The 24300-nt window shown below is 68.3% G+C and carries 26 protein-coding genes; 13 read left to right on the forward strand and 13 right to left on the reverse strand.

From position 1 onward, the window contains the following. The first annotated feature begins 118 nt into the window (after positions 1–118). On the forward strand, positions 119–301 hold the full coding sequence (locus tag EOW65_RS02700) for an EamA family transporter (RefSeq protein WP_128147475.1): 183 nt from the start codon (positions 119–121) through the stop codon (positions 299–301). A 112-nt stretch (positions 302–413) separates the two neighbouring features. On the opposite strand, the gene EOW65_RS02705 is transcribed toward EOW65_RS02700, so the two are convergent. The 3 genes from EOW65_RS02705 to EOW65_RS02715 all read right to left on the reverse strand — a co-directional run bounded on the left by EOW65_RS02705 (position 414) and on the right by EOW65_RS02715 (position 2269). Then, positions 414–1478 carry a 5-(carboxyamino)imidazole ribonucleotide synthase gene (locus tag EOW65_RS02705; protein ID WP_128147476.1) on the reverse strand — a complete coding sequence of 355 codons (1065 nt, stop codon included), beginning with the start codon at positions 1476–1478 and terminating at the stop codon, positions 414–416. Continuing rightward, a complete protein-coding gene (gene purE / locus EOW65_RS02710) occupies positions 1471–1956 on the reverse strand; it encodes a 5-(carboxyamino)imidazole ribonucleotide mutase (protein ID WP_128147477.1) in 486 nt (161 codons plus the stop codon). Before purE ends, EOW65_RS02705 begins: the two co-directional genes overlap by 8 nt. Positions 1957–2038: 82 nt before the next feature. Then, positions 2039–2269, reverse strand: coding sequence for a YdcH family protein (locus tag EOW65_RS02715; RefSeq protein ID WP_113899282.1), 231 nt, complete (start codon positions 2267–2269; stop codon positions 2039–2041). A 230-nt stretch (positions 2270–2499) separates the two neighbouring features. Between EOW65_RS02715 and EOW65_RS02720 the strand changes: the two genes are divergently transcribed. Next, complete coding sequence (locus EOW65_RS02720) at positions 2500–2913, forward strand: Hsp20 family protein (RefSeq protein ID WP_128147478.1); 414 nt, start codon at positions 2500–2502, stop codon at positions 2911–2913. A gap of 21 nt (positions 2914–2934) precedes the next feature. Continuing rightward, on the forward strand, positions 2935–3162 hold the full coding sequence (locus EOW65_RS02725) for a DUF1150 family protein (RefSeq protein ID WP_128147479.1): 228 nt from the start codon (positions 2935–2937) through the stop codon (positions 3160–3162). Positions 3163–3255: 93 nt separating this feature from the next. Here the strand turns inward: EOW65_RS02725 and EOW65_RS02730 are convergent, their stop codons facing one another. Next, entirely contained in the window at positions 3256–4962 is a 1707-nt protein-coding gene (locus EOW65_RS02730) for a bifunctional sulfate adenylyltransferase/adenylylsulfate kinase (RefSeq protein WP_128147480.1), read from the reverse strand. Between the two features lie 208 nt (positions 4963–5170). After that, the gene (gene trxB, locus EOW65_RS02735) at positions 5171–6112 is read right to left on the reverse strand and encodes a thioredoxin-disulfide reductase (RefSeq protein ID WP_128147481.1); all 942 of its coding nucleotides are present in this window, start codon (positions 6110–6112) and stop codon (positions 5171–5173) included. Between the two features lie 172 nt (positions 6113–6284). Here trxB and EOW65_RS02740 point away from each other — a divergent pair, with 172 nt between their 5' ends. Next, positions 6285–6785 (forward strand): Lrp/AsnC family transcriptional regulator, encoded by a 501-nt coding sequence (locus EOW65_RS02740; protein ID WP_128147482.1) that lies wholly within the window; start codon positions 6285–6287, stop codon positions 6783–6785. Between the two features lie 282 nt (positions 6786–7067). On the opposite strand, the gene EOW65_RS02745 is transcribed toward EOW65_RS02740, so the two are convergent. The 3 genes from EOW65_RS02745 to EOW65_RS02755 all read right to left on the reverse strand — a co-directional run bounded on the left by EOW65_RS02745 (position 7068) and on the right by EOW65_RS02755 (position 11089). Then, positions 7068–8171 (reverse strand): OmpP1/FadL family transporter, encoded by a 1104-nt coding sequence (locus EOW65_RS02745; protein ID WP_128147483.1) that lies wholly within the window; start codon positions 8169–8171, stop codon positions 7068–7070. A 300-nt stretch (positions 8172–8471) separates the two neighbouring features. Further along, complete coding sequence (locus EOW65_RS02750; RefSeq protein ID WP_128147484.1) at positions 8472–9131, reverse strand: TetR/AcrR family transcriptional regulator; 660 nt, start codon at positions 9129–9131, stop codon at positions 8472–8474. 152 nt (positions 9132–9283) lie between these two features. Next, positions 9284–11089, reverse strand: a complete 1806-nt coding sequence (locus tag EOW65_RS02755; protein ID WP_128147485.1) for an FAD-dependent monooxygenase — start codon at positions 11087–11089, stop codon at positions 9284–9286. A 273-nt stretch (positions 11090–11362) separates the two neighbouring features. Between EOW65_RS02755 and EOW65_RS02760 the strand changes: the two genes are divergently transcribed. From EOW65_RS02760 to EOW65_RS02770, 3 genes are all read left to right on the forward strand, one after another. Continuing rightward, positions 11363–11980 carry a glutathione S-transferase family protein gene (locus EOW65_RS02760; RefSeq protein WP_128147486.1) on the forward strand — a complete coding sequence of 206 codons (618 nt, stop codon included), beginning with the start codon at positions 11363–11365 and terminating at the stop codon, positions 11978–11980. Between the two features lie 83 nt (positions 11981–12063). After that, positions 12064–13632 (forward strand): bifunctional 3-(3-hydroxy-phenyl)propionate/3-hydroxycinnamic acid hydroxylase, encoded by a 1569-nt coding sequence (locus EOW65_RS02765; protein ID WP_128147487.1) that lies wholly within the window; start codon positions 12064–12066, stop codon positions 13630–13632. Continuing rightward, positions 13629–15509, forward strand: coding sequence for an acyl-CoA synthetase (locus EOW65_RS02770; RefSeq protein ID WP_128147488.1), 1881 nt, complete (start codon positions 13629–13631; stop codon positions 15507–15509). Before EOW65_RS02765 ends, EOW65_RS02770 begins: the two co-directional genes overlap by 4 nt. A 96-nt stretch (positions 15510–15605) precedes the next feature. Here EOW65_RS02770 and EOW65_RS02775 read toward each other — a convergent pair whose 3' ends face one another. Next, entirely contained in the window at positions 15606–16499 is an 894-nt protein-coding gene (locus EOW65_RS02775; protein ID WP_128147489.1) for a VOC family protein, read from the reverse strand. A 36-nt stretch (positions 16500–16535) separates the two neighbouring features. Beyond that, the gene (locus EOW65_RS02780; protein WP_128147490.1) at positions 16536–17390 is read right to left on the reverse strand and encodes a fumarylacetoacetate hydrolase family protein; all 855 of its coding nucleotides are present in this window, start codon (positions 17388–17390) and stop codon (positions 16536–16538) included. A gap of 105 nt (positions 17391–17495) precedes the next feature. On the opposite strand from EOW65_RS02780, the gene EOW65_RS02785 reads away from it, so the two are divergent. Continuing rightward, positions 17496–18206, forward strand: coding sequence for a GntR family transcriptional regulator (locus EOW65_RS02785; protein ID WP_128147491.1), 711 nt, complete (start codon positions 17496–17498; stop codon positions 18204–18206). A gap of 47 nt (positions 18207–18253) precedes the next feature. Here EOW65_RS02785 and rpoH read toward each other — a convergent pair whose 3' ends face one another. Continuing rightward, on the reverse strand, positions 18254–19153 hold the full coding sequence (gene rpoH, locus EOW65_RS02790) for an RNA polymerase sigma factor RpoH (protein WP_128147492.1): 900 nt from the start codon (positions 19151–19153) through the stop codon (positions 18254–18256). A gap of 163 nt (positions 19154–19316) precedes the next feature. Next, positions 19317–20354 carry an RluA family pseudouridine synthase gene (locus tag EOW65_RS02795; protein WP_128147493.1) on the reverse strand — a complete coding sequence of 346 codons (1038 nt, stop codon included), beginning with the start codon at positions 20352–20354 and terminating at the stop codon, positions 19317–19319. On the opposite strand from EOW65_RS02795, the gene EOW65_RS02800 reads away from it, so the two are divergent. Continuing rightward, positions 20344–20670 carry a DUF6476 family protein gene (locus EOW65_RS02800; protein ID WP_128147494.1) on the forward strand — a complete coding sequence of 109 codons (327 nt, stop codon included), beginning with the start codon at positions 20344–20346 and terminating at the stop codon, positions 20668–20670. The genes EOW65_RS02795 and EOW65_RS02800 overlap by 11 nt on opposite strands. Continuing rightward, positions 20667–21092 (forward strand): NUDIX hydrolase, encoded by a 426-nt coding sequence (locus EOW65_RS02805; RefSeq protein ID WP_128147495.1) that lies wholly within the window; start codon positions 20667–20669, stop codon positions 21090–21092. The genes EOW65_RS02800 and EOW65_RS02805 overlap by 4 nt, the downstream gene beginning before the upstream one ends. 109 nt (positions 21093–21201) lie before the next feature. On the opposite strand, the gene EOW65_RS02810 is transcribed toward EOW65_RS02805, so the two are convergent. Continuing rightward, positions 21202–21459: an accessory factor UbiK family protein gene (locus EOW65_RS02810; RefSeq protein WP_113901779.1), complete on the reverse strand. Its 258-nt coding sequence runs from the start codon at positions 21457–21459 to the stop codon at positions 21202–21204. A gap of 112 nt (positions 21460–21571) precedes the next feature. Here EOW65_RS02810 and lgt point away from each other — a divergent pair, with 112 nt between their 5' ends. From lgt to pgeF, 3 genes are read left to right on the forward strand one after another with little or no spacing between them, the layout of a single operon-like run. Further along, positions 21572–22453 carry a prolipoprotein diacylglyceryl transferase gene (gene lgt, locus EOW65_RS02815; protein ID WP_128147496.1) on the forward strand — a complete coding sequence of 294 codons (882 nt, stop codon included), beginning with the start codon at positions 21572–21574 and terminating at the stop codon, positions 22451–22453. Continuing rightward, entirely contained in the window at positions 22450–23550 is a 1101-nt protein-coding gene (locus EOW65_RS02820) for a class I SAM-dependent methyltransferase (RefSeq protein WP_128147497.1), read from the forward strand. The genes lgt and EOW65_RS02820 overlap by 4 nt, the downstream gene beginning before the upstream one ends. Further along, positions 23534–24295 (forward strand): peptidoglycan editing factor PgeF, encoded by a 762-nt coding sequence (gene pgeF / locus EOW65_RS02825; protein ID WP_128147498.1) that lies wholly within the window; start codon positions 23534–23536, stop codon positions 24293–24295. Before EOW65_RS02820 ends, pgeF begins: the two co-directional genes overlap by 17 nt. The last annotated feature ends 5 nt before the right edge of the window (positions 24296–24300 follow it).

The following is a 24300-nucleotide window of genomic DNA, read 5'->3' on the forward strand; positions in this document are numbered from 1 at the left end:
ACGCGAGCCTTGAAGCCCGCGTCGTGATTTCTGCGTTTCGACATGTTCTGATCTCCTCGTTCTTGGAGACCAGCAGACGTCAGATCGTAGCTTCCGTCACTGTCCAATTTTCGGGGAGGTGCTCAGGTATGCGGTGGTGCCGCGCCTTGCCGCAAGCCTTGCCGCCGTCGCGCAGCTCTCAGTGCCGGTGCTGGCCGCCCTTGGCGGAGCGCTGCTCCTCGCCGAGGTGCCGGGGCCGCGCTTCTGGGCAGCGGCGGTGCTGGTTCTGGGAGGCATCGCGCTGTCGCTGCGCAAGGGCTAGGGGCGCTGCCCCTCTGGGCCTGCGGCCCATTCACCCCGAGGTATTTTGAGCAAGATGAAAGCCTCTTCATCTTGCCTGAAATACCTCGGGGTCCGGGGCAGAGCCCCGGCGCTCAGAGCACGCGGTTGACGTGGCCCATCTTGCGACCGGGCTTGGCCTCGGCCTTGCCGTAAAGATGGATCTGTGTGCGCGGCTCCTTCGCCAGCGCCGGCACCTGCGCGACATCGTCGCCGATCAGGTTCAGCATCTCGACATCGGCATAGCGGCTGCCGTCGCCAAGCGGCCATCCGGCAAGCGCGCGGATGTGTTGTTCGAACTGGTCGACGGTGCAGCCTGCCTGCGTCCAGTGGCCCGAGTTGTGGACCCGCGGCGCGATCTCGTTCACCAGCAGGCCCTTCGGCGTGACGAAAAGCTCGACCCCCAGAACGCCGACGTAATCGAGCGCGTTGAGGATCTTCGCGGCGATCAGCACCGCATCCGAACGCAGCGCGGGCGAGACCCGCGCCGGCACCGTGGTGGTGTGCAGGATCCCGTTGCGGTGCACGTTCTCGCCCGGATCGAAGCAGGAGACGGAACCGTCAAGGCCGCGCGCCGCGATCACCGAGATCTCGCAGCTGAACTCGACGAAGCCCTCGAGCACGGCGGGCGCGCCCGCCATTGCGGCAAGCGCTGCCGGAGCGTCTTCGGGCGCTTTGATCCGCGCCTGGCCCTTGCCGTCATAGCCGAGCCGGGTGGTCTTGAGGATCGAGGGCGTGCCGATCGTGGCGAGCGCCGCCTCGAGCGAGGCCATGTCCTCGACCGCGGCCCAGGGGGCGGTGGCAAGGCCGATCCCGTTCAGGAAGGCCTTCTCCTGCAGCCGGTCCTGCGAGATCGCCAGTGCCCGGCGGTTCGGGTGGATCGGGCGCAGCCGCTCGATCAGGTCAAGCGCGGCGGTCGGGATATTCTCGAATTCATAGGTCACAACGTCGACGCTTTCCGCAAAGGCGGTCAGTGCGGCCTCGTCCTCGTAAGGCGCGGTCGTCACCTTCCAGGCAACCTGACCTGCCGACGGCTCGGCGCCGGGTTCGAAGATGTGGCAGCGAAAGCCGAGGCGCGAGGCCGCGACCGAGAGCATGCGGCCAAGCTGGCCGCCGCCGAGAATGCCGATGGTGGCGCCGGGTTTCAGGGTCTCAGTCATCTTGCGGCTCGTCGGGAATGGAAGCGGAAAGGGCGGCGCGCCAGGCGTCGAGACGGACGGCGAGCGCGGGGTCGGAGATCGCAAGGATGCCGGCGGCCATCAGCCCGGCATTCGCCGCACCCGCGGCGCCGATCGCCATGGTGGCGACGGGGAAGCCCTTCGGCATCTGCACGATCGAATAGAGGCTGTCGACGCCCGAGAGTGCCTTCGTCTGCACCGGCACGCCGATCACCGGCACGCGGGTCTTCGAGGCCATCATGCCCGGCAGATGCGCGGCCCCGCCGGCGCCGGCGATGATGACATGGAGCCCGCGCTCGACCGCGGTCTTGCCATAGCTCCAGAGTCGGTCGGGGGTGCGGTGGGCCGAGACGATCTTCTTCTCGTAGGGAACGCCGAGCTCGTCGAGCACCGCCGCCGCCTCGCGCATGGTCGCCCAGTCGGACTGGCTGCCCATGATGATTCCCACTTTCACGCTCATCGCCGCCCTCGCTGTTGTCGCGCGGGCACTATAGGCGGCGGGCCCGGAACGGCAAGGGGGGCGGGCGGGGCAGGGGCCGCCATCAGGCGATGATGTCGGGGGTGAGGCGGTCCTCGATCCGGGCGATCTGGTCCTTGAGCGACAATTTCTGCTTCTTCAGCCGCACGATGCGCAGCTGGTCGGGGTGGCCGGTGTCGACAAGCGCCGCGATCGCCTCGTCGAGGTCGCGATGTTCGCGCCGCAGCACGGCAAGCTTCAGCTGCAGCACTTCTTCGGTGTTCATCTCGACGGGGGCATCGCTGTGGGCGTTCATGTCCGGCTTTCGGGCTTCTGACTGGCTCTGGCTTGCAAGGCGCGCGGGCGACTCGGCCCCCGGCTGAGGACAAATATAGCAATTCCTTGCGGTTGCGGGGAAAAATTCGCGGTGCGCCCCGGCGGCATGACCCCCTTGCAGCTGCGGCATCGCCTGCCCATATCTGTGCGGAACGGGTTGCCGCAGCGCGGGGCCCGCAACCGCAATGTCGCTGATCAAGGGCTTGCCTGATGACGAAACTGAGCTTTGGCGCGCATCCCTACCTGCTGGGCTTCGACCAGCTGGAGCGCCTTGTCGAGCGGACGGCCAAGTCCGGCTCCGACTCCTATCCGCCCTACAACATCGAACAGAACGGCCCCGACGCCTTCCGCATCACCCTCGCGGTGGCGGGCTTCGCCGAGGATGACCTCGCGATCACCATGGAGGACCGGGCGCTGGTGATCCGCGGCCGACAGGCCGACGATCTGGGCGAGCGGATTTTCCTGCACCGCGGCATCGCCGCACGCGCCTTCCAGCGCAGCTTCGTGCTGGCGGACGGTGTCGAGGTGGCGGGGGCGGGGCTCGAGAACGGGTTGCTGCATGTCGATCTGAAGCGGGTGATGCCCGATCCGGTGGTGCAGTCGATCCCGATCCGGCGGCGGTGAACATCAGGCAAGGAGGCTGAAATGGACACGAGATTTGATTTCGGCACGGAGACGGGCGAGCGCATCGTCTATGTCCGGCCGGTGGCGGTGGCAGAGCTGCCAGAAGAGATCCAGGCGCAGGCGGCGGGGCTGACTCAGCTTTACGCGCTGTGTGACGCGAATGGCGAGCGGCTTGCCCTCGTCAAGGATCGCTGGATGGCCTTTGCGCTGGCGCGCGAGAACGAGGTGCAGGCGGTTAACGTGCACTGAGCCGGGGGCGGGGCCTCGTCCCCGAAATCCGGGCGGAAAAGCGAAACGCCCCGGCGCAGGCCGGGGCGTTCGTCATTTCGGGGAGCCTGCGGCTCAGGCCTTGATCAGACCCATCGATTCGAGCTTCAGGATCACCTGATGCGCGCAGTGGTCGACGTCGACGCCGGTGGTGTCGACGCGCAGCTCGGGGGTGGCGGGCGCTTCATAGGGGTCCGAGATCCCGGTGAACTCCTTGATCTTGCCTTCGCGGGCGAGCTTGTAGAGACCCTTGCGGTCGCGCGCTTCACATTCCTCGAGCGAGGTGGCGACGTGGACCTCGACGAAGGCGCCGTAGGCCTCGATCATCTCGCGCACGGCGCGACGGGTCGCGGTGTAGGGCGCGATCGGGGCGCAGATCGCGATGCCGCCGTTCTTGGTGATCTCGGAGGCGACATAGCCGATGCGCTTGATGTTGATGTCGCGGTGCTCTTTCGAGAAGCCGAGCTCCGAGGACAGGTGCTTGCGCACCACGTCGCCGTCGAGCAGGGTCACCGGGCGGCCGCCCATTTCCATCAGCTTGACCATCAGCGCGTTGGCGATCGTCGACTTGCCCGAGCCGGAGAGGCCGGTGAAGAACACGGTGAAGCCCTGCTTCGAGCGCGGCGGCGAGGTGCGGCGCAGTTCGGTCACGACTTCCGGGAAGGAGAACCATTCCGGAATGTCGAGGCCTTCACGCAGGCGGCGGCGCAGTTCGGTGCCCGAGATGTCGAGCACGGTGCAGCCTTCCGGCACCTCGTTCGCGGGGTAGTACTGGGCCTTCTCCTGCACATAGACCATGTGCTTGAAGTCGACCATGGTGACGCCGATTTCCTCTTCGTATTTCTTGAAGAGTTCCTGCGCGTCATAGGGGCCGTAGAAGTCCTTGCCGGCGCTGTTCTTGCCCGGGCCGGCGTGGTCGCGGCCGACGATGAAGTGGGTGACGCCGTGGTTGCGGCGGATCAGCCCGTGCCAGACGGCTTCGCGCGGGCCGGCCATGCGCATGGCAAGGTTCAGAAGCGACATCGTCGTGGTCGACTGCGGGTATTTGTCGAGCACCGCTTCGTAGCAGCGCACGCGGGTGAAGTGGTCGACGTCGCCGGGCTTCGTCATGCCGACGACCGGATGGATCAGCAGGTTCGCCTGCGCCTCACGCGCAGCGCGGAAGGTCAGTTCCTGGTGCGCACGGTGCAGCGGGTTGCGGGTCTGGAAGGCGACGATCTTCTGCCAGCCGAGCTTGCGGAAATAGGCCCGCAGTTCGTTCGGCGTGTCGCGACGGGCTTTGAAGTCGTAATGCACCGGCGGCTGGATGCCGGTGATCGGGCCGCCGAGATAGACCGCGCCTGCGGTGTTGTGCAGGTAGTTCACCGCCGGATGGGCGAGGTCGTCGGCGCCGAAGACCTTGGCGGCCTCGTTGGCCTTGTTCGGCACCCATTTGTCGGTGACCGACAGGATCGCGAGGATCACGCCTTCCTGGTCGCGCAGCGCGATGTCGGTGCCGGGCTCGATGCCGTCGGCGAATTTCTCGTTGACGTCGAGGGTGATCGGCATCGGCCAGAGCGCCCCGTTGGCGAGGTGCATGTCCTCGACGACGCAGTTGTAATCCTCTTCGCTCAGGAAGCCCTTGAGCGGGTAGAAACCGCCGTTCATCAGCAGCTCGAGGTCACAGATCTGCCGCGGCGTCAGGTCCCACGAAACGAGGTTGCCGGCCTCGATCTTCAGCTTCTGCGCGGATTCATGGGAAACATAGAGCTCCGGGATCGGGGCGAGATTGGGGAGGGACATTACTGGACCTGTCTGATTGACGTGAAATGCCGAAAGAACACCGATGGCATCCTGCGCGGGCCTTAGCGTGCAAAGCGCGCTTGTGGCAAGCATCGGGGAAAGGAGCAGCGGAAAAAAGCCGATTTTTGGGCTTTTCGGCACCATTTCGGGCCAAATTTCGCGATTTCAGGCGGGTGGGACCACAAATGTTCCCGCCCGCCCGACAGGTTTATTCCTGTTCGGCCAGCCAGCGCTCGGCGTCGAGTGCGGCCATGCAGCCCATGCCGGCCGAGGTCACCGCCTGGCGATAGGTGTGGTCGGTCAGATCGCCGGCGGCGAAGACCCCCTCGATCGAGGTGCGGGTCGTGCCGGGCTGCACCCAGACATAGCCGCCGCCATGCAGCCTGAGCTGATCCTTCACCAGCTCCGAGGCGGGGGCATGGCCGATCGCCACGAAGAAGCCGTCACAGGGCACCACGGTTTCCGCTTCGGTCTTCACGTTGCGGATCCGCACCCCGGTGACGCCAAGCGGCGTCTCGTCGCCGAGGATTTCTTCGGGAACCGAATCCCAGATCACCTCGATCTTCGGGTTGCGGAACAGTCGGTCCTGCATGATCTTCTCGGCGCGGAAGCTGTCGCGGCGGTGGATCACCGTGACCTTGGTGGCGAAATTGGTCAGGAACAGCGCCTCCTCGACCGCGGTGTTGCCGCCGCCGATCACCACGACCTCCTTGCCGCGATAGAAGAAGCCGTCGCAGGTGGCGCAGGCCGAGACGCCGAAGCCCTTGAACGTCTCTTCCGAGGGCAGGCCGAGCCAGCGCGCCTGCGCCCCGGTGGCCAGGATCACCGCATCGGCGACATAGGTGGTGCCGGAGTCGCCGAGCGCGACGAAGGGCCGGTCGCCGAGGTTGAGGCTGGTGATCGTGTCCGAGATGATCTCGGTGCCCATGGTGCGGGCATGTTCTTCCATCTGCACCATCAGCTCGGGTCCCTCGACCGCGGTGCGGCCGGGCCAGTTCTCGACCTCGGTGGTGATCGTCAGCTGGCCGCCGGGCTGGATGCCCTGAACCAGCACCGGGTTCAGCATCGCGCGCGCGGAATAGACGGCGGCGGTATAGCCGGCGGGCCCCGACCCGATGATCAGAACGCGTGTCTTCTTGGTCTCGCCCATGGCAGCCTCCCGGTTTCTGGCGCCGCAGATATAGGCATAGACGGGCGCCGACGGAACCCCTCGGCCAAAACGCTTTGAAAACCGGTCGAATTGCTCTTGCAGCGGTTCGGGCGAAAGATTATTGCGCCATCTTCTTCTCGCGGATAAGTTCTGCGCAACTGCGGAGGGTAAGATGGCCAGCACCAAGCTTGACGAGATCGACCGGAAGATCCTGGCCGAGTTGCAGGCGGACGGTCGCATGACGAACGTCGAACTGGCCAAGCGCGTGGGGATCTCGGCGCCGCCCTGCCTGCGCCGGGTGCGCACCCTCGAGGAGGCGGGCTATATCCGCGGCTACCATGCCGACGTGAACCCGCGCGAGCTGGGCTTCGAGGTGCAGGTCTTCGCCATGGTGCGGCTGCAAAGCCAGGCCGAGGCCGACCTCAGCGCCTTTGAAAACCGCTGCCGGGCCTGGCCGCTCGTGCGCGAGTGCCACATGCTGAACGGCGAGATCGACTTCGTGCTGAAATGCGTGGCGCCCGACCTCTCGACCTTCCAGTCCTTCCTGATGGGCGAGCTGACGCCGGCCGACAACGTAGCAAGCGTGAAGACCTCGCTCGTCATCCGCTGCGCCAAGGACGAGCCCGGCGTGCCTTTCGACGTGCTCGAGGAGCGCCTCGCGAAACAGGCCTGAGCGCGGCCGTCGCGGGCCGGGGCGATTCGCCGGCCGGCCGCGGATCTGTGGCCCCGCCGTGCCCGGCCCCGGGAGCATCCGGCCGGCTGCTTCCAAATGCCACATGCCGGCGAGGCGCGCGCCCGCCGTCCGCGGGAGCCGGCGCCGCCTTCGGTCATCCGCCCCCTGTCGCAGCCTCCCCGGGACTGGAACGGCATGCGGACATGTGTGGGGGAGGTGCCCGGGGACCGCTCCGGAACGCCGCGGCGCCCGGTGCGGCCGGCCGGGCCCCTCGGGCCGGGATCAGAAGGTCACACCGATGCGCAGTCCCGCGGCCCAGGCGGAGTTGCCGCTGAAGCGGCCGGCCAGGGCCTTGGCATCCCCGATGTCGACATAAGTCACGCCGCCGGAAATCCGGATCGTCTCCGAGGCCTGGTAGCTTGCCGCGAGGGCGATCGACTTGAAGCCGTCGGTCGGGCCGAGGTCGGGGACGAGGTCACCGCTGGTCTTCTCGTAGCCGAGCATCACCGCCCCGGACCAGACGTCGTTGAACTTGCGGCCGAGGCCGAGGTTCAGCGTCGTGGTGTTCGACGCATAGCTGACGAGCGGGCCGAACGGCTGCGAGGTCAGCGGGTTGATCGCCGCGGCATAGGCTGGGGGCGCGATTTCGAACTGCGTCCAGTGCACCCAACGCACCGACCCCAGCAGCAATGTCCGGGGGGAGAGGCCGGTCTGGAACTCGAGATTGACCGATTCCGGCACCGTCATCGAAAACCCGTCCGAAATGGTGGCGGCGCCGAACCGTTCGGTCGCATCGAACCGGTGGGTGATCTTGGAATTGTAGGTCAGCGCGATCCGCGCCCCGATCTCTGGCTTTTCCCAGGCACCGCCGAGGACATAGCCGTAATCGGTCTCGGTCGATGTTTTCATCGTGTAGCCGGCAAGCGGCACTTCGGTGCGCCCCGAGGTCCGCACCGCCCGCAGCCCGCCATAGACCGAAAAGTTGTTCGCCATCTTGTAGCGCAGCAGTGTGGTGACCGCGGCCGAGGTGATCTGCCCGGTCACTCCGCGCAACAGGTAGGTGCTGTCGTCGGGGTAATGCGACTTCGCGCCGATCGGCTCGTCGAGGATGATCGCCAGGTCGACCCGGTCGCCGAGCGGCTGCTTGTAACCGAGGCCGGCAGCCCCGAAGCCCGGCGTCACGTCGCCGGTTCCCGCGATCCCGGTCGTCATGCTGTCCAGCCCCGTCCCCGAAACGTCGGGGGCTACGCCGCCGGCGCTGATCTCGGCATAGCGGCCCTGTTCGAACAGGATGCCGACCGACTGGCTCGATCGCTCCACTCCGCCGGCCTGTGCGGCCCCTGCGGCGAGCATGACGGCGACGGCCGTCAGCATAATGTCCTTCATTTTTCCTCCCTCCGTGCCCGAAGGCACCTCTCCCATGGCATGTGCCGCTCCCGGATGCGGCACCGCAGTGCGATGCCGGCAACCGCACCGGGGTCTCCCAGCGGCCTGTCCATGGGTAAGCCGTTTCGATGATATTTTAAAGAAAATTAATTTTTGTGAATTATTTTGATATTTATGCCCAGCCGGACCGGCGCAGAGATCAGCAGCGGTCCGGCCGGGCAGATGTGCTGGTCGGCATGGCGCGTCTGCGGTGCAGGTCGCTTTTGAACAGCAGGGAAGATGGAGGCGCGCCGCAGAGGGTCAGAGGTTGTGCGTCCGGGCGATCGCCTCGGCCGTCGCAATGGCCGTCTCGGTACGGGTCGCCGCGTCGTCCGGCGGGCTTCCAAGGGCGCGCAGGAGGGCACGCACGAGATCGGGAACCCCGGCCGCATCAAGCGCGCCCCTCCCCAGCATCTGCGCCCCCTGCGCGACCATCGTCACCACGATCTGCGCGGCGAGGCCGGGCGCACCGACGGCAAGGCGCCCCGCATCCCGGGCCTCGGCCAGGTCGTTGTGCAGCCGGGCCTGAACCGCCTGTGCGAAATCTGGCAATGCGGCAACGGCATGCGACACCAGCCGCGCCCGCGCCGGGGCCTGTGCCAGATCGCGCAGGAAAATCATGGTGACGGTCGCGATCCGCGTCAGCGGGTCGGACACGATTTCGAGCACGGCCTGATGGCGCTGCGCCAGCGCGTCGATGATCTCGTCGCCCAGCTCCGCCTCCAGCGTGTTCAGGTCGGGGAAATGCACGTAGAAGGTGCCCTTTGCGACCCCGGCGGCACGGGTCAAGACCTCGACAGTGACCTGGGGCGCGGCCGGATCGGCATAACAGCCGCGTGCTGCCGCGAGGATCAGCGCGCGCGTACGCGCCCGCTTCTCGCGGCCGATCTCCGCCCGACGTTCCAGGTTCACCCGCGCCATCGAAGGCCCTTTTCGTCGCTTCGGTCCTGCACAGCGACCTGCCTGCAGAGCCGCCCCAGGTCAACCCCCGGCGACGTCCGGGCGCGGGGGGCCGCCCCCGGCTGTTGCCGGGGCGGGGGCTTCGGGGGGCCGTGGCCGGCCGGAGCCGGTCCTCAGCCCGCGACGAGGTGCCGGCCGAGCACCGTGCCAAGCGCCGCGGCGAGGCTTGCGGCGGGCGCGTCGCCCGCTTCCGCCTGACGCCAGCACACCACCCGGTCGGGCCGGATCAGCACCGCGCCGGTCTCGGAGATGCCGCGCGAACGCGCCCACATCAGCCGCGGATCGAACAGGTCACCGTCGAGATGGCCGATGCGCCGCACGTCGAGCGGCAGGTCGTTGGCGCGGGCGAGGGCCTCGGCCGCGGCGCACCAGGCCGCACCATTCTCGCCGGCGATCAGCAGGAACCGGCCGGGGCGCACGAGGTCCTTGATCGGCAGCCGCCTGCCGGCCTCGTCGTCAAGCCAGGCATGCGGCAGCGGGCTGCCGGGGAAGGTGCTCGGCTCGTAAAGCCGGATCTCGTCGACATTCACCGGGGGCGTGCTGCCGTCGCCGACGATCGCGCCGGAGGCATAGCGATAGCCGTATTCGACGTTCAGCTCATTCGCCTCCATGCTGAGCGCCCGGATCGCGCGCATCGCGGTGGCGCGGTGCGCGGCATCCTGCGGCAGGCCGCTCAGCAGCCGCTTGACCTTGGCCCAGTTCTGCGCGGCGGTGGCTTCGGGGGAAAGCCCCATCGCCCGACCGATCGCCATGTGGCCCATCGAGTTTTCCATCGAGCGGCGGATGTTGTGCCCGTCCACCGGGGCGCGCTCGGCCTCGTAGCTGTCGAGCAGCGACGCCCCGGCCTGACCGGCCAGAACCGCGGCGATCTTCCAGCACAGGTTGTGCGCATCCTGAATGCCGCTTGTCAGCCCGAGCCCGCCGGTCGGCGGATGGCGATGCGCGGCGTCGCCGACGAGGAACACCCGGCCGGCGCGGAATCGCTCTGCCTGCACCCCTTCGAGTGCCCAGCGGGTGATCTTGTGCACGGTCATCGGCAGCTCGGGAATGCCGAGGGCAAGCCGCATGTTCGCGACGATCTGCTCGTCGGTCAGATCGTGGGGCCCTTCGCCCTGATAGGTGATGTGGAACACCCATTCCTCGCTCTCCGGCCCCCAATGGTCGGGGCCCATCGGCACCAGCACCGCCATCTCGCCGATCGCCGGACACCAGATCCAGCGGATCAGCACGTCGGGATCGCGGGCGAGTTGCGACAGGTCGGCCGAGACATGCGCCGTCGCGGTCTGGGCGATCACGCCGAGCCCCTGATGCGCGATGCCGACGAGCCGCGGGATTGTCCGCCCGCCGTCGCAGCCGAGCAGGTAGCGCGCCCGCACCGTGTATTCGGACCCGTCGTCGCGATTGGTGATCCAGGCGGTGACACCCTCCGCGTCCTGCACGAGCCGCGTCAGCTCGTGATGAAAGCGGACATTGCCCGGGTTCAGCGCCTCGGCCCGCGCCCGCAGGACCGGCTCGAGCCGGATCTGGGGCAAGTTGGCCGAACGCAGCGGGCTTGCCTGCTGCCAGTTCACATTCTGACCGCCGTCGCCCCAGCACTCGATCTTGGCGATGGTCCGGCCGAGATCGGGGTCGGCGCCGGCAAGCCCGGCATACCACCCCATCGCCCGCATGTTTTCGGCCGGGGTGCTGCGGGCATAGATCGCCTCGGCGACACCGGCATCCTCGAGGATTTCCATGCTGCGCTGGTTGAGCACATGCGCCTTGGGCAGGGTCGAGGTGGTCGGCAGCGCGCTGACCAGAAGATGCTCGACGCCGAGCCCGGACAGCAGCATCGAGCTGGTCAGGCCAGCGCCGCCACCGCCGACGACGAGCACCGGCACTTCGATATCAGGTATGGCTGCGGGAGTTTCTGGGGGCATTTCTCGGGTCTCCTCCGTTCGGGTGTAACATCCCGGCATGACCCCGCCGCCGATCGCACCGCCTGCGGCGGATCGGGGGCAGATCCGGACCGAAACCTCCTCCTGTCCGGGCCGTGCGGGACGGTTGCAATGTGAAATGCCGGGGCGTCGACCGACATCTCGCAGTGACTACGTGGTCAAAACGAGATTCGTGTCAAACGACAATTCCAGAAAAATTAATTTTTCTTCATTTTTGTTATTTTTTCAGCTAGGAGGTCTTCAGGAGGACCAGCCATGCTTACATTATTTCACTCCCCGGGCGCGTGCTCGATGGGGATCGTGTTTCTGCTCGAAGAACTCGGCGTCGATTATACGCTGGCAGCGATCGACCTGCGCAAGGGCGAGCAGAACGACACGGCATTCCGGCAGATGAACCCGAAAGGGAAGGTTCCGACGCTGATTCTCGACGACGGGACGGCGCTGACCGAATTTCCCGCGATCGCCTATTGGCTTTGCCGCCGCCATGGCGCGGCCGAGCTCTGGCCCGACACGATCGACGGCCAGGCACGGGTGCTCGAACTGGTCGAGTTCCTCGTCGCCTCGATCCACATGCGCGGCTTCACCTTCCTTGCGATGCCGCAGAAATTCTCGGCCGACCCGGCGGCGCAGGACAGCTTGCGCGCGCTCGGCCGTCGCGAGGTCGAGGCCGGGCTTGCGACGGTGGCGGCACAGCACGGCGCGGCGCTGTGTGCGCGCAGCCGGATCGGCATCGAGGATGCGGCGCTGTTCTACATTCTCGTCTGGGCGCGGGCACTGGGCATCGCCGTGCCCGCGCCGCTGTCAGCCTATGCCGAGGCGCTGCTCGCCCGACCGAGCGCTCAGGTCGCGCTGCGCGGCCTCGCGGCCGGCTGAACCTCATTCCGGTGCGCCCGAGGCACTTCCCGGAGGAGCGGGGAGCGGGAGCGCCAAGACCGCAAGAAAAGGGGAGGGAGACCATGCCTCAGAAGAATTTCGACTGCGACGTCGCCATCATCGGCGCCGGCCCGACCGGGCTGATGATGGCCCTGCAGCTGGGACGGGCGGGCGTCCGCGTCTGTGTGCTGGAGAAACGCGACGAACCGTTCACCACGCCGCGTGCCATCGCCTATGACGCCGAGCTGATGCGCAGCCTGCGGACGGTGGGGGTGCTCGAGCGGATCGAGGCATCCTTCGTTCACGACCTCGGGGTGCGCTATCTGAACGCGAAGGGCAAGGTGTTGTGGTCGTTCACCCAGTGCCCGCAGGCTTTCGGCTTCGCCGCGCGCGGGACCTATTACCAGCCCGATCTCGAACGCGGTCTGAGCGAGGCGATCGCCGAGCTGCCGCAAGTCACACTCCGGCGCGGCACCGAGGTGTGTGCGGTCGTGCAGGATGACGACGGCGTCATGCTCGACCTTGGCGGTGGCATGCTGCGCGCGCGCTATGCCGTCGCCTGCGACGGCGGCTCGAGCCCGACCCGCGCTGCGCTGGGGCTGCGGTTCGAGGGCGAGACCTTCACCGAGAAATGGGTCGTGGTCGACACGCTCGAGGACCAGTTCCCCGAGGACGGGATCTTCTTCTTCTGCGATCCGGCGCGGCCGGCGCTGACGGTTCCGAATGCCGGCGGACGGCGCCGCTGGGAGTTCCTGGTGATGCCCGGCGACGACGAGGCGGAAGTGTCTTCCGACGCCTGGGTGCGGGCCCGGATCGCCGAGCAGGGCGGCGGCGCGGGCTTCGGCATCGAACGCTGCGTGATCTACACCTTCCATGCCCGCTATGCGGCGGAATTCCGCGTCGGCCGCCTGTTGCTTGCCGGCGATGCGGCGCATGTGACCCCGCCCTTCGCGGGGCAGGGTCTGGTCGGCGGTGTGCGCGATGCGGGCAACCTTGCGTGGAAGCTCGCTGGCGTGCTGCAGGGGCGGTTCGGGGCGGAGATCCTTGACAGCTATCGCCCCGAACGCCTGCCGCAACTGCACCGGGCGACGGGGTTCGCGGTGCGGCTCGGCGGCTTCATCATGACGACGCGGCCGGTGCAGGCCTGGATGCGCGACCGCCTCATGCGGCTGATCTGGAGCGTTCCGCCGCTGCGCGATTACATCGACCGCAACGACCCGGTGCCGCATAATGTGCAGCGTCATTCTCCTCTCGTGCGGCGACGGGCGCACCGGCGGGTCGGGCGGCTCATCGAAACGCCCGAGCTGTCGGTGGCGGGCCGGGCCGCGCGGCTTGACGCGCTGATGGGGCCGGGGTTCGCGCTGGTCGGTCTCGGCGTCGAGCCGGAGACGGTTCTCGGCCGGAAGGACCGCGACACGCTCGACCGGCTCGGCGCGCGGCTTCTCGGTGTCGAGACCGGCGGCGCGATCCGCGACCCGCAAGGGGCGCTGGCGAAATGGCTGGGCCGGCGCCCGGCGCTGGTCCTCGTTCGCCCCGACCGGATCGTCGCCGACGTGATGGCGCCGGGGGCCGGCGACGGGCAGCTCGACTGGCTGGTCGGTGCCTATTCCCTCAACCAACCTGCGATCACGAAGGAGAAGGAGACAGCATGAGCGTGACGGAACTTCCCGAGGGAATCTCGGATCTGGCGGACGTCCTGCGCATCGAGGCGACGCCGCTCGCGCGGCGGGGACTTCCGACGAGCACCTACGCGGCGCTGCGGCAGGCCGCCGCCGCCCGGCCGGAGGCCATGGCGCTGGCCTATTTCCCGGGGATGGAGGCGATGGAGCGGCCAGAAACCTGGTCGTTCCGCGCCTTCGCGGAAGAGATCACCCGCACCGCCAACATGCTGCGCGCCGAGGGGCTCGGCCGCGACGACGTGGTGGCCTATCTGTTGCCGAACCTGCCGCAGACGCATTGGACGATCTGGGGCGGCGAGACTGCGGGCATCGTGATGGCGCTCAACCCCGCGCTTGGCGCTGAGGAAATCGCCGCGCTGCTGGGCGCCGCAGGGGCCCGGATGCTGGTTGCCGCGGGGCCGCAGATCGCCCCCGAGATCTGGGAAAAGGCGGTCGCCGCCGCCGGCGCGACCGACTGCCTGCGGCTCGTGCTGAAGGTCGGCCCGGTCGCGCCGGGCGAGAGCATCGGCGCGGTTCCAGTGCGCGATTTCGACCGGCTGCGTGCCGCCGCGCCGGGGCGCGCGCTCAGCTTCGCGCCGCCCGAGGCGGAGGATATCTCCTCCTATTTCTGCACTGGCGGCACCACCGGTCTGCCGAAGATCGCCCGGCGCAGCCAGCGCTCGGAGATCTTCGACGCCTGGGCGATCGCCGCGGCGCATCCGCAGCTGCTGCACGCGGGCACTGTTGCCTTCTGCGGGTTACCGCTGTTCCACGTCAACGCCCAGCTCGTCACCGGGCTCGCGGTCTGGATGCAGGGCGGTGCGGTGGTGCTCGGTGGCGCAGCGGGCTACCGCACGCCCGAGCTGCTCGCGCGGTTCTGGGAGGTGGTGGAGCGGTTCCGCGTCACCATCTTCTCCTCGGTGCCGACGATCCTCTCGGCACTGCTGGCGACGCCGGTCGAAGGGCACGACCTGTCGTCGCTCGAATATGCCGTTTGCGGCGCAGCGCCGATGCCGGCGGCGCTGTTCGGCAAGTTCGAGGCCGCGACCGGGCTGAAGATCCTTGAAGGCTACGGGCTGACCGAGGGCGCCTGCGTCTCCTCGCTCAATCCGGCCAACGGTGCGCCGCGGATCGGCTCGATCGGGTTGCGTCTGCCCTATCAGCGGATGCGCGCCGCCGAGCTGGACGCGGAGGGCCGGTTCCGGCGCTGGTGCGACACCGACGAGGCGGGCAGCCTGCTGCTGAACGGTCCGAATGTCTTTGCCGGCTATGTCGATCCGGCGCAGACCGCCGCCGCCTGGGTCGAGATCGCCGGCGAACGCTGGCTCAACACCGGCGATCTCGGGCGCGAGGATGGCGACGGCTTCTTCTGGCTGACCGGCCGGCGCAAGGAGCTGATCATCCGCGGCGGCCACAACATCGACCCCGCCACGATCGAGAACCCGATCCACCATCACCCGCAGGTCGCGCTCGCCGCCGCGGTCGGCCGTCCCGACGCCCATGCCGGCGAGGTGCCGGTGCTCTATGTCCAGCCGAAGCCCGGCGCGACGCTGAGCCCCGAGGAGATCGCCGCCTGGGCCGAGGCCGAGATCGGCGAGCGCGCCGCCCGGCCGAAGGTGGTCCACATCATCGAGGCGATGCCGGTGACCGCGGTGGGCAAGATCTTCAAGCCGGCGCTGGTGATGCGCGAGATCGAGAGCGTGCTGCGCGAGGCTGCCGCCGGGGCGGGGGTGGCGCTGGCTCAGGTGCGGGTCGAACAGGACCCCGCCCGCGGCATGCTCGCCCATGTCACGCTGGCCGGAGGCGATGCCGCGACGCTGCGCGCCGCCTTGCAGCCCTTCACCTTCCGCGCCGAGATCAGCGGCGGCTGAGGCCGCCGTCCCGAGGCGGGCCGGGCCGGCACCGCAAAACGAAAGAGAGCCGGGTTTCCCCGGCTCTCTCTTTTTGCACCCGGCGCGGCGGGCGGGTCAGCCCATCGCGATGTTGAAGTTGAACTCGGTGGCCCAGACCGACATCTTCTCCAGCGGCCAGGACTTCGGCACCATCGGATAGTCCTCGTGCCAGGGGCGCGGCTCATGCTGGCCAAGCGCGGGCAGGTAAACGTCCATCTGCGTGTAAAGTTCGATCATCACCTTGTCGGGGGCGTGGTGATAGCCGGCGAGGTTGTGCCCCGCGCCGTGCCGCGACGGCCCCCAGAGCGTCGGCGCGCCGTTCCGCGCCAGGATGTCGGCGGCGCGCACCTGATCGCTGCCGTCGCGCAGCTCGAAGGCGATGTGATGCACCCGGCTGTCGGGCAGCCCGACGAGGTTCACCACATGGTGGTCGCGGTTGCAGGTCAGGAAGAAGGCGAGCTCGGCGATGTCATCGGTGTAGTGGAAGCCGAGCACGTCGCGGTAGAAGGCGAAGAGTTTCGCCGCCTCGGGACTGATGATCGCCACATGGCCAAGCCGAAGCGGCGCGATGCCGGCGGGCGTGGCCGGGGCAACGCTGCGCTCCATCTCCTTGTAGAACTGGAAGGTCACGCCGCCGGGGCCGTCGATCTCGACGAGCTTTGCCACACCGGGCTGGCTGTCGGATTTGATCTGCGCCGCAAAGCCCGCCGCGCCGAGCTCTTTTGCGAAGGCCGCAAGTTCGATATCGGCGCGCAGCTGATAGCCCTGATGCACAAAGCTCTTCTCGCTGGCCTTGGTCACCACGATGTCGTGATGCGCCCCGCACAGCGACAGATAGGTCGCCCCCCCCTCGCTGCCGGTCTCGGTCAGGCCGAGCACGTCGCGGTAATGCGCCACCGCCCGCGCCGGATCGGTGCTGCCAAGCGCGACATAGCCCAGCCCCACCGTCTTCGGATTGAATTCCGCCATTTCTCTCTCTCCCTTGTTGCGGCCCTCCTCCGGGCCTCACTCCTGTTGCACGACCGGGTTCGACAGGATGCCGATGCCCTCGATCTCGACCTCGCAAACATCCCCCGGTTTCATCCAGACCTGCGGCTTGCGCGCCCCGCCAACGCCCGAGGGCGTGCCGGTGGCGATGATGTCGCCCGGCTCCAGCGTCATCGCGGTGGACAGGAAGGCGATCAGATCGGCGACGCCGAAGATCAGATCGTCGGTCTTCGTGTCCTGCAGCACCTGCCCGTTCAGCCGCAGCTGCAGATGCAGCCCCGAGGCCCCCGGCGGCAACTCGTCGGGCGTGACCAGCACCGGGCCGAGTGCGCCGGTGCCGTCGAAATTCTTGCCCACCGTCCATTGCGGCGTGGCGAGCTGCCAGTCGCGCACCGAGCCGTCGTTGAAGATCGTGTAGCCCGCCACATGCTCGAGCGCATGCTCTTTCGCGATGTCGCGTCCGGCCTTGCCGATCACCACCGCTAGCTCGGCCTCGTAATCGAGCAGATCCGAGACCCGCGGCCGCACCAGCCCTGCGCCCGAGGCGATCAGCCCGGTGGCGAACCGGCCGAACACCGTCGGAACCTTCGGGATCTCGTGCCCCGATTCCTGTGCATGGGCGGCATAGTTGAGCCCGACGCAGAGGATCTTCCCGGGCCGGCGCACCGGCAGCGCCACCGTCACCATGGCCGGATCCACCGCGCGGCCCGAGCGCAGCGCCGCGATCGCCGATGCCGGGAAGCCCCCGGCGATCAGCGTCTCGAGATCGCCCGGCCAGGCCGTGTCCGCCTCGGTCAATCCATGATAGGCGCCGCCCTCCATCGCGACGGCAAGCCCTTTCCGGCCATCAGCCTCGAATGCCAGAAACCGCATCGTCCACCTCCTGCTTGAAACAGGATCGGGTTTAGAGGCCTCATGTTAATTTTTCAACATAAAATTTATTTTTTACGATCCGCCAAATGATGCTATGAAAACTCCATGCAAGACAAATCGCTCAAATCCAGCCTCGCTGCACAAATCTCGGATGACCTTCGCACGAGCATCGTGCTTGGGGAATATCTGCCCGGCAGTAAGCTGAAGATCGACGATCTCGCGCTGCGCTTTGCCGCCTCCACCGGCATCGTGCGGGAGGCGCTGTCGCGGCTGAGCGCCGAAGGGCTGGTGACGGCGCTGCCGCAGCGCGGCTTCATCGTCTCGCCGATTTCGCGCGACGAGCTGACCGAGCTGACGGACGCCCGTGTCCGGGTCGAACGGGACTGTCTGGCGGCCTCGATCGCCTGTGGCGACGTCAACTGGGAAAGCGAGCTCATCGCGGCCGAGCACCGGCTTGCGGCTGCGACCACCATGCTCGCGCAGAAGGGCGACCGCGACACCGTGTTGCAATGGCATGCGCTGCACGAGGCCTTTCACGACGCGCTGACCTGCGCCTGCGGCAACCGCTGGTGGCTGCGCTTCCGACAGCAGCTGTTCATCCAGTCGGAACGATATCGCCAGCTGTCGGGCCTCACCCGCGGCGGCTCTCCGGGAATCGACCGCGATGTGAATACCGAACATGCCGCACTGATGCGCGCGGCGCTCGACCGCGATGCGGCCCGGGCCGGAGACCTCATCGAAGCGCATCTGCGGAAGACAGCCGATATCCTGCTCACCTCGCCGCGCCTCCAGGCCGCCTTCGAGACGGCGGCCTGAGGGGGCGTCGGCGGGGCGGGCAGGGGAGGGGCGCAAGACGCCCCGCGTCAGGCGGGAATCGTCATCCCCTTATCCTTTGCCAGAACCCGCATCCGGCTTTGCAGCTTCTCGAAGGCACGCACCTCGATCTGCCGGATCCGCTCGCGCGAGACGTCGTATTTCGTCGACAGCTCCTCGAGCGTGACCGGCTCGTCGCGCAACCGCCGCTCCATCAGGATGTCGCGCTCGCGCTCGTTCAGCACGTCCATCGCCGCGACCAGCATCGCGCGGCGCGCCTCGAGCTCGTCGGCCTCGGCGAAGGCCTCGGCCTGATCGGCGTCCTCGTCCTCGAGCCAGTCCTGCCACTGCGCCGCGCCGTCGCCCTCGGCCGAGCCGACCTGCGCGTTCAGCGAGGCGTCCGAGCCCGACAGGCGGCGGTTCATCTCGACCACCTCGGTCTCGGTGACGTTCAGGTCATGGGCGATGCGCTTCACCGCGTCGGGACGCAGATCGCCCTCCTCATAGGCGCCGATCCGGGCCTTGGCCTTGCGCAGGTTGAAGAACAGCTTCTTCTGCGCCGAAGTGGTGCCGAGCTTCACCAGCGACCACGAGCGCAGGATGTATTCCTGGATCGCGGCGCGGATCCACCACATCGCATAGGTGGCCAGGCGGAAGCCGCGTTCCGGATCGAAACGCTTCACCGCTTGCATCAGCCCGACGTTCGCCTCCGAGATCACCTCGGCCTGCGGCAGGCCATAGCCGCGATAGCCCATGGCGATCTTCGCCGCGAGTCGCAGATGCGAGGTGACAAGCTTGTGCGCGGACTCCGGGTCCTGATGGTCGACCCAGGCCTTCGCCAGCATGTATTCCTCTTCCGGCTCCAGCAGCGGAAACTTCCGGATTTCCTGCAGATATCGGTTCATCCCCTGTTCGGGGCTGGGTGCGGGAAGGTTCGCGTAACTCGTCATTGGTCCCTTTCTCCCTGATCAACCCCGACAGATGGGGAGGGTCCCCGCCACCTTCAAGCCCCTGCATGGGGCCCGGCAGCGCGGGCTCGGGAAGTCTTACGGATGATGGAACCGTTTCCGCTGCCGGGCAAGGGCCGAATGGTGAAAATATGAACTTTTCGGTTCAGTTTTCGCCGGCGCGCAGCGCATCGAGCAGCGCCTCGATGTCGGCGGGCAGGGGCGAGGAAAAGCTCAGCTCCTCGCCGGTCACCGGGTGGAGGAAACCGAGCGTTGCGGCATGAAGCGCCTGACGCGGGAAGGCGGCCGCCGCTGCCGCGCCGGCCTCGCCCACGGCCTTCGGCGGCAGCTTGCGCTTGCCGCCATAGACCGGATCGCCGATCAGCCCGTGGCCGGCATGTGCCATGTGCACGCGGATTTGATGCGTGCGTCCGGTCTCGAGCCAGCAATCGACGAGCGCCGCGACGCCGCCGAAGGCCTCGACCACGCGGGCGCGGGTGACGGCGTGGCGGCCGCCCTCGAACAGCACCGCCTGGCGCTGCCGGTCGGTCTTGTGGCGGGCGAGCTGCGAGGTGACCTTCATCACGTTGCCGGCCTCGAAACTGACGCCGCGGGTGCCGCGCAGCCGCGGGTCTCCGGCATCGGGCACGCCATAGACCACGGCCGAGTAATGGCGGTGCACCGTGTGCTTCTCGAACTGCGCGGCAAGCCCGTGATGGGCGCGGTCCGACTTCGCCACCACCAGAAGGCCCGAGGTGTCCTTGTCGATCCGGTGCACGATCCCCGGCCGCGCCTCGCCGCCGATGCCCGAGAGATTGCCGCCGAAATGATGGAGCAGCGCATTGACCAGCGTGCCGTCTTCCGAGCCCGGCGCCGGATGCACCACCATCCCCGCCGGCTTGTCGATGACGATCAGGTCCTCGTCCTCCCAGACCACGGTGAGGGGGATCTGCTGCGCCACGGTCTCGACCGGCTTCGGCGGCTCGAGCGCGATCTCGTAGACCTCGCCCGGTTCGACCTTCGCCTTCTGGTCGGTGACGGGCGCGCCGTCCTTCGTCACCGCGCCCTCGGCGATCAGTCGCGCCAGGCGCGAGCGCGACAGTGCCGCTTCCTCTGGCACTGCCGCCGCCAAGGCCTTATCAAGGCGGCCGGCGGGGGTGTCCCCGATCTCGACGCGAAGGATGGTCTGCCCGATGTCCGACATGCTGCCTTCCGATCCGGCCCCGCTGCCCGAGGTCCGGTTTCTGAAAATCCTGGTGACGGCGCTGGCCGTGACGATGATCCTCGGGCTTGTAACGATCGTGGGGCTGCTTGTCACCCGCCTGTCGGGCCCGGTGCCGCTGCCCGAGCTGCCCGCGGCGGTGGTGCTGCCCGAGGGGCTGCGCCCGATCTCGCTCGCTTTCGCCGGTAACCGCATCGTGGTGCTGGGCGCCGACGACCGGGTGCTGGTCTATCTGCGCGACGGCACGCTGCTGGGCGAGACCCGGCTCGCGCCCACCCCCGGGGCGCCCGCGCCATGAGCGCGCCGGTGCCGCGGCTCGCCGTGCTGGCGGTGGTGCTGCGCGGCGAGGATGTGCTGCTCGTGCGCCGCGCGAACCCGCCTGACGCCGGGCTCTGGGGCTATCCGGGCGGCAAGGTCGATTGGGGCGAGACGGTCGAGGCGGCGGCTCTGCGCGAACTGGCCGAGGAGACGGGGCTTGTGGCGCGCGCCGGCACCGTCATCGCCCAGACCGACGCGATCAGCCGCGGCATAGATGGCGCGGTGCAGTTCCACTATCACCTGGTGGCCGTCGCCTGCGAAGGGGCCGAGGGCACGGCGCAGGCCGCCGATGACGCGCTCGAGGCGGAATGGGTGCCGGTGCCCGAGGTGCTGGCCCGCGCTCGCCCGATGAGCGCGCGCGTCGAAGAGGTCCTCGCCCGCGCTCTGGCGGCGCGCGTTTAGGCCTTTCCTTGCAAAAAAATACGCCCGGCGGAGGCGCCCCTAGGGGCCGGCGTCTCCGGCGGGAGGATTTGATCCAGGAAAAAGCCGCGGGAGAAAAGCCCGCGGGGGCTCAGGCCCCGGTCTTCGGGGCCGCGGCTTCGAGCGCGTCGAGACGGGCTTTCAGGGCCTCGTTCTCCTCGCGCGCCTTCTGCGCCATCGCCTTCACCGCGTCGAATTCCTCGCGGGTGACGAAGTCGCGGTCGGCAAGCCAGCGGTCCATCCAGCTTTTCATCGCGGTTTCCGCCTCGGTGCGGGCGCCCTGCGCGACGCCCATGGCGTTGGTCATCAGCTTGGACATCTCGTCGAAGAACTTGTTCGGCGCTTGCATCGCTTCCCTCATGGTCACGGGGTTTTGCCCTATATGAGCGCAGCCGCGGCAAGAGACAAGGTTGACTTCGCCCCGGCCCGCGGGCTTCCTGCGCGCGACATCGAGGAGCACCATGGCCATTCCCTTCCCCGAGATCGACCCGAACGCCTTCGTCATTCCGGTCGTGAACCTGCCGATCCGCTGGTATGCGCTGGCCTATATCGCCGGGCTGATGGCCGGCTGGCGCATCATCGTGGCGCTGATGAACCGCCCCGCGCTCTGGGGCGGCACCGCGCCGATGCGGCCGAAGCTGGTCGAGGATCTGCTGACGGCGGTGATCCTTGGCGTGGTGATCGGCGGCCGGCTCGGATTCGTGCTGTTCTACGAGCCGGGCTATTACCTGAGCCATCCGCTCGAGGTGGTGAAGGTCTGGCAAGGCGGCATGTCCTTCCATGGCGGATTCCTCGGCACGGTGGTGGCGGGGCTGTGGTTCTGCCGCCGCCACGCGCTGCCGGCGCTGCGCGTGGCCGATGCCTTCGCCCTCGTCGCGCCGATCGGGCTGTTCCTTGGCCGGGTCGCGAATTTCATCAAGCCCGAGCTTTGGGGCCGGCCCACCGATGCGCCCTGGGGCGTGATCTTCCCGGTCGAGGCGGCGCAGCTCTGCAACGGCATCGCCGGGCAGATCGACGGAGCCTGCGCGCGCCACCCCTCGCAGCTTTACGAGGCTGGGCTCGAAGGTCTGCTGCTGGGCGCCGTCCTTTGGGCGCTGATGGCCACGGGGGCGCTGAAACGGCCGGGGCTGCTGCTGGGCGTGTTCCTGACCGGCTATGGCCTCAGCCGCGCGGTGGTCGAGCTGTTCCGTCAGCCCGACGCGCAGTTTGTCGGGCCGGGCAACCCGCTCGGGCTTGCGCTGCAGTTCGGTGACTGGGGCCTGACGATGGGGCAGATCCTGTCCTTGCCGATGATCGCCGTCGGGCTGTGGTTTGCGCTGCGCGCGCGCCGGGGGCAGGCGTGACCCCGCTTGCCGAGATCCTCGCGCGGCGCATCGCGCTCGAGGGGCCGATCCGGCTCGATGCCTACATGGCCGAGTGCCTGCTGCACCCGGCGCATGGCTATTACGCCACCCGCGATCCGTTCGGCCGGGCGGGTGATTTCATCACTGCGCCGGAAATCTCGCAGATGTTCGGCGAGATGCTGGGTCTGTGCCTGGCTCAGGCCTGGCTCGATCAGGGCGCGCCCGCGCGCTTCGTGCTGGCCGAGCTCGGCCCCGGGCGCGGCACGCTGATGGCCGACATGTTGCGCGCGATGCGGGCCGTGCCGGGAATGGCGACGGCGGCCGAGGTGCATCTGGTCGAGGCCTCGCCCAGCCTGCGCGAGGTGCAGCGCGCGCGCCTTGCGGGGCATGCGGTGCAGTGGCACGAAGCCGTGGCCGATCTGCCCGAGGCGCCGCTGTTCCTGGTGGCGAACGAGTTCTTCGACGCCCTGCCGATCCGCGCCTTCGAACGCCGGGGCGAGGCCTGGGCCGAGCGGCAGGTGGGGCTTGCGGACGGGCGGCTGGTGCCGGGGCTGGCGCCGCCGGTGGCGTTGACGCTGCTCGACGATCGCCTCGCCGACACACAGGATGGCGACATCGTCGAGATCTGCCCCGCCGTGCCCGGCATCGTTGCCGAGATCGCCGGCCGGATCGCGCGCCATGGCGGCGCGGCGCTGGTCATCGACTATGGCAACTGGCGCAGCCTTGGCGACACCTTCCAGGCACTGCGCGCCCATGCGCCTTGCGACCCGTTCGAGGCGCCGGGCGAGGCCGACCTGACCGCCCATGTCGATTTCGAGCCGATCGCGCAGGCGGCCCGCGCTGCGGGGGTCGCGGTCAGCGCGATGACGCCGCAGGGGGTGCTGCTGGAACGGCTCGGCATCACCGCCCGGGCCGAGCGGCTGGCGCAGGCGCTGTCCGGGGAGGCGCTTGATGCGCATGTCGCCGCGCATCGGCGCTTGACCCACCCGGCCGAAATGGGTCACCTGTTCCAGACGCTTGCCCTTTACCCCAAGGCCGCCCCGCGGCCTCCGGGCTTCGATGCAGCCACCGCAGATGATGATGCCGACAACTCTTGATATCCTGACCTCGCGCGCGCTTTCGGGCGTCAAGCATGGCTTCTTCACTCGCCGCGGCGGGGCCTCCTCGGGGGTGTTCCACGGGCTGAACTGCGGCCACGGGTCAAGCGACCTGACCGAAGCCGTGAACCTCAACCGCGCCCGCGTGGCGAGCGCGATGGGGGTGAGTCCGGCCGAGATGGTGGGCGTGAACCAGGTGCATTCCGCCGATGTCGCGGTGGTCGAGGCGCCGCTCGACGCGCCGGTCACCGCCGATGCGATCGTCACCGCGACGCCCGGTCTGCTGCTGACGGTGCTGACCGCAGATTGCGAGCCGGTGCTGTTTGCCGACCGCACCGCGGGAGTGGTGGGCGTCGCCCATGCCGGCTGGCGCGGTGCGCTGGGCGGTGTGCTCGAGGCGACGCTCGATGCGATGGAGGGGCTGGGGGCGCAGCGCGCCGATACCGTGGCGGTGATCGGCCCCTGCATCTCGCAGCGCGCCTATGAGGTCGGTTTCGACTTCATGGACAATTTCCTTGCCGAAGACCCGGAGTATGACCGCTTCTTCGCCGGCGGCCCGAATGGCAAGCCGATGTTCGACCTGCCGTCCTTCGGCCTGCACCGGCTGCGCACGGCGGGGGTGGGCGCGGCGGAATGGACCGGGCATTGCACCTATTCCGACCCCGACCGATTCTATTCCTACCGTCGCGCGACCCATGCCGGCGAGGCCGATTACGGCCGGCTGATCTCGGCGATTCGGCTTTGATTGCG

It is taken from the genome of Paenirhodobacter ferrireducens (assembly GCF_004022265.1).
GTDB classification, from domain to species: Bacteria; Pseudomonadota; Alphaproteobacteria; order Rhodobacterales; family Rhodobacteraceae; genus Rhodobacter; species Rhodobacter ferrireducens.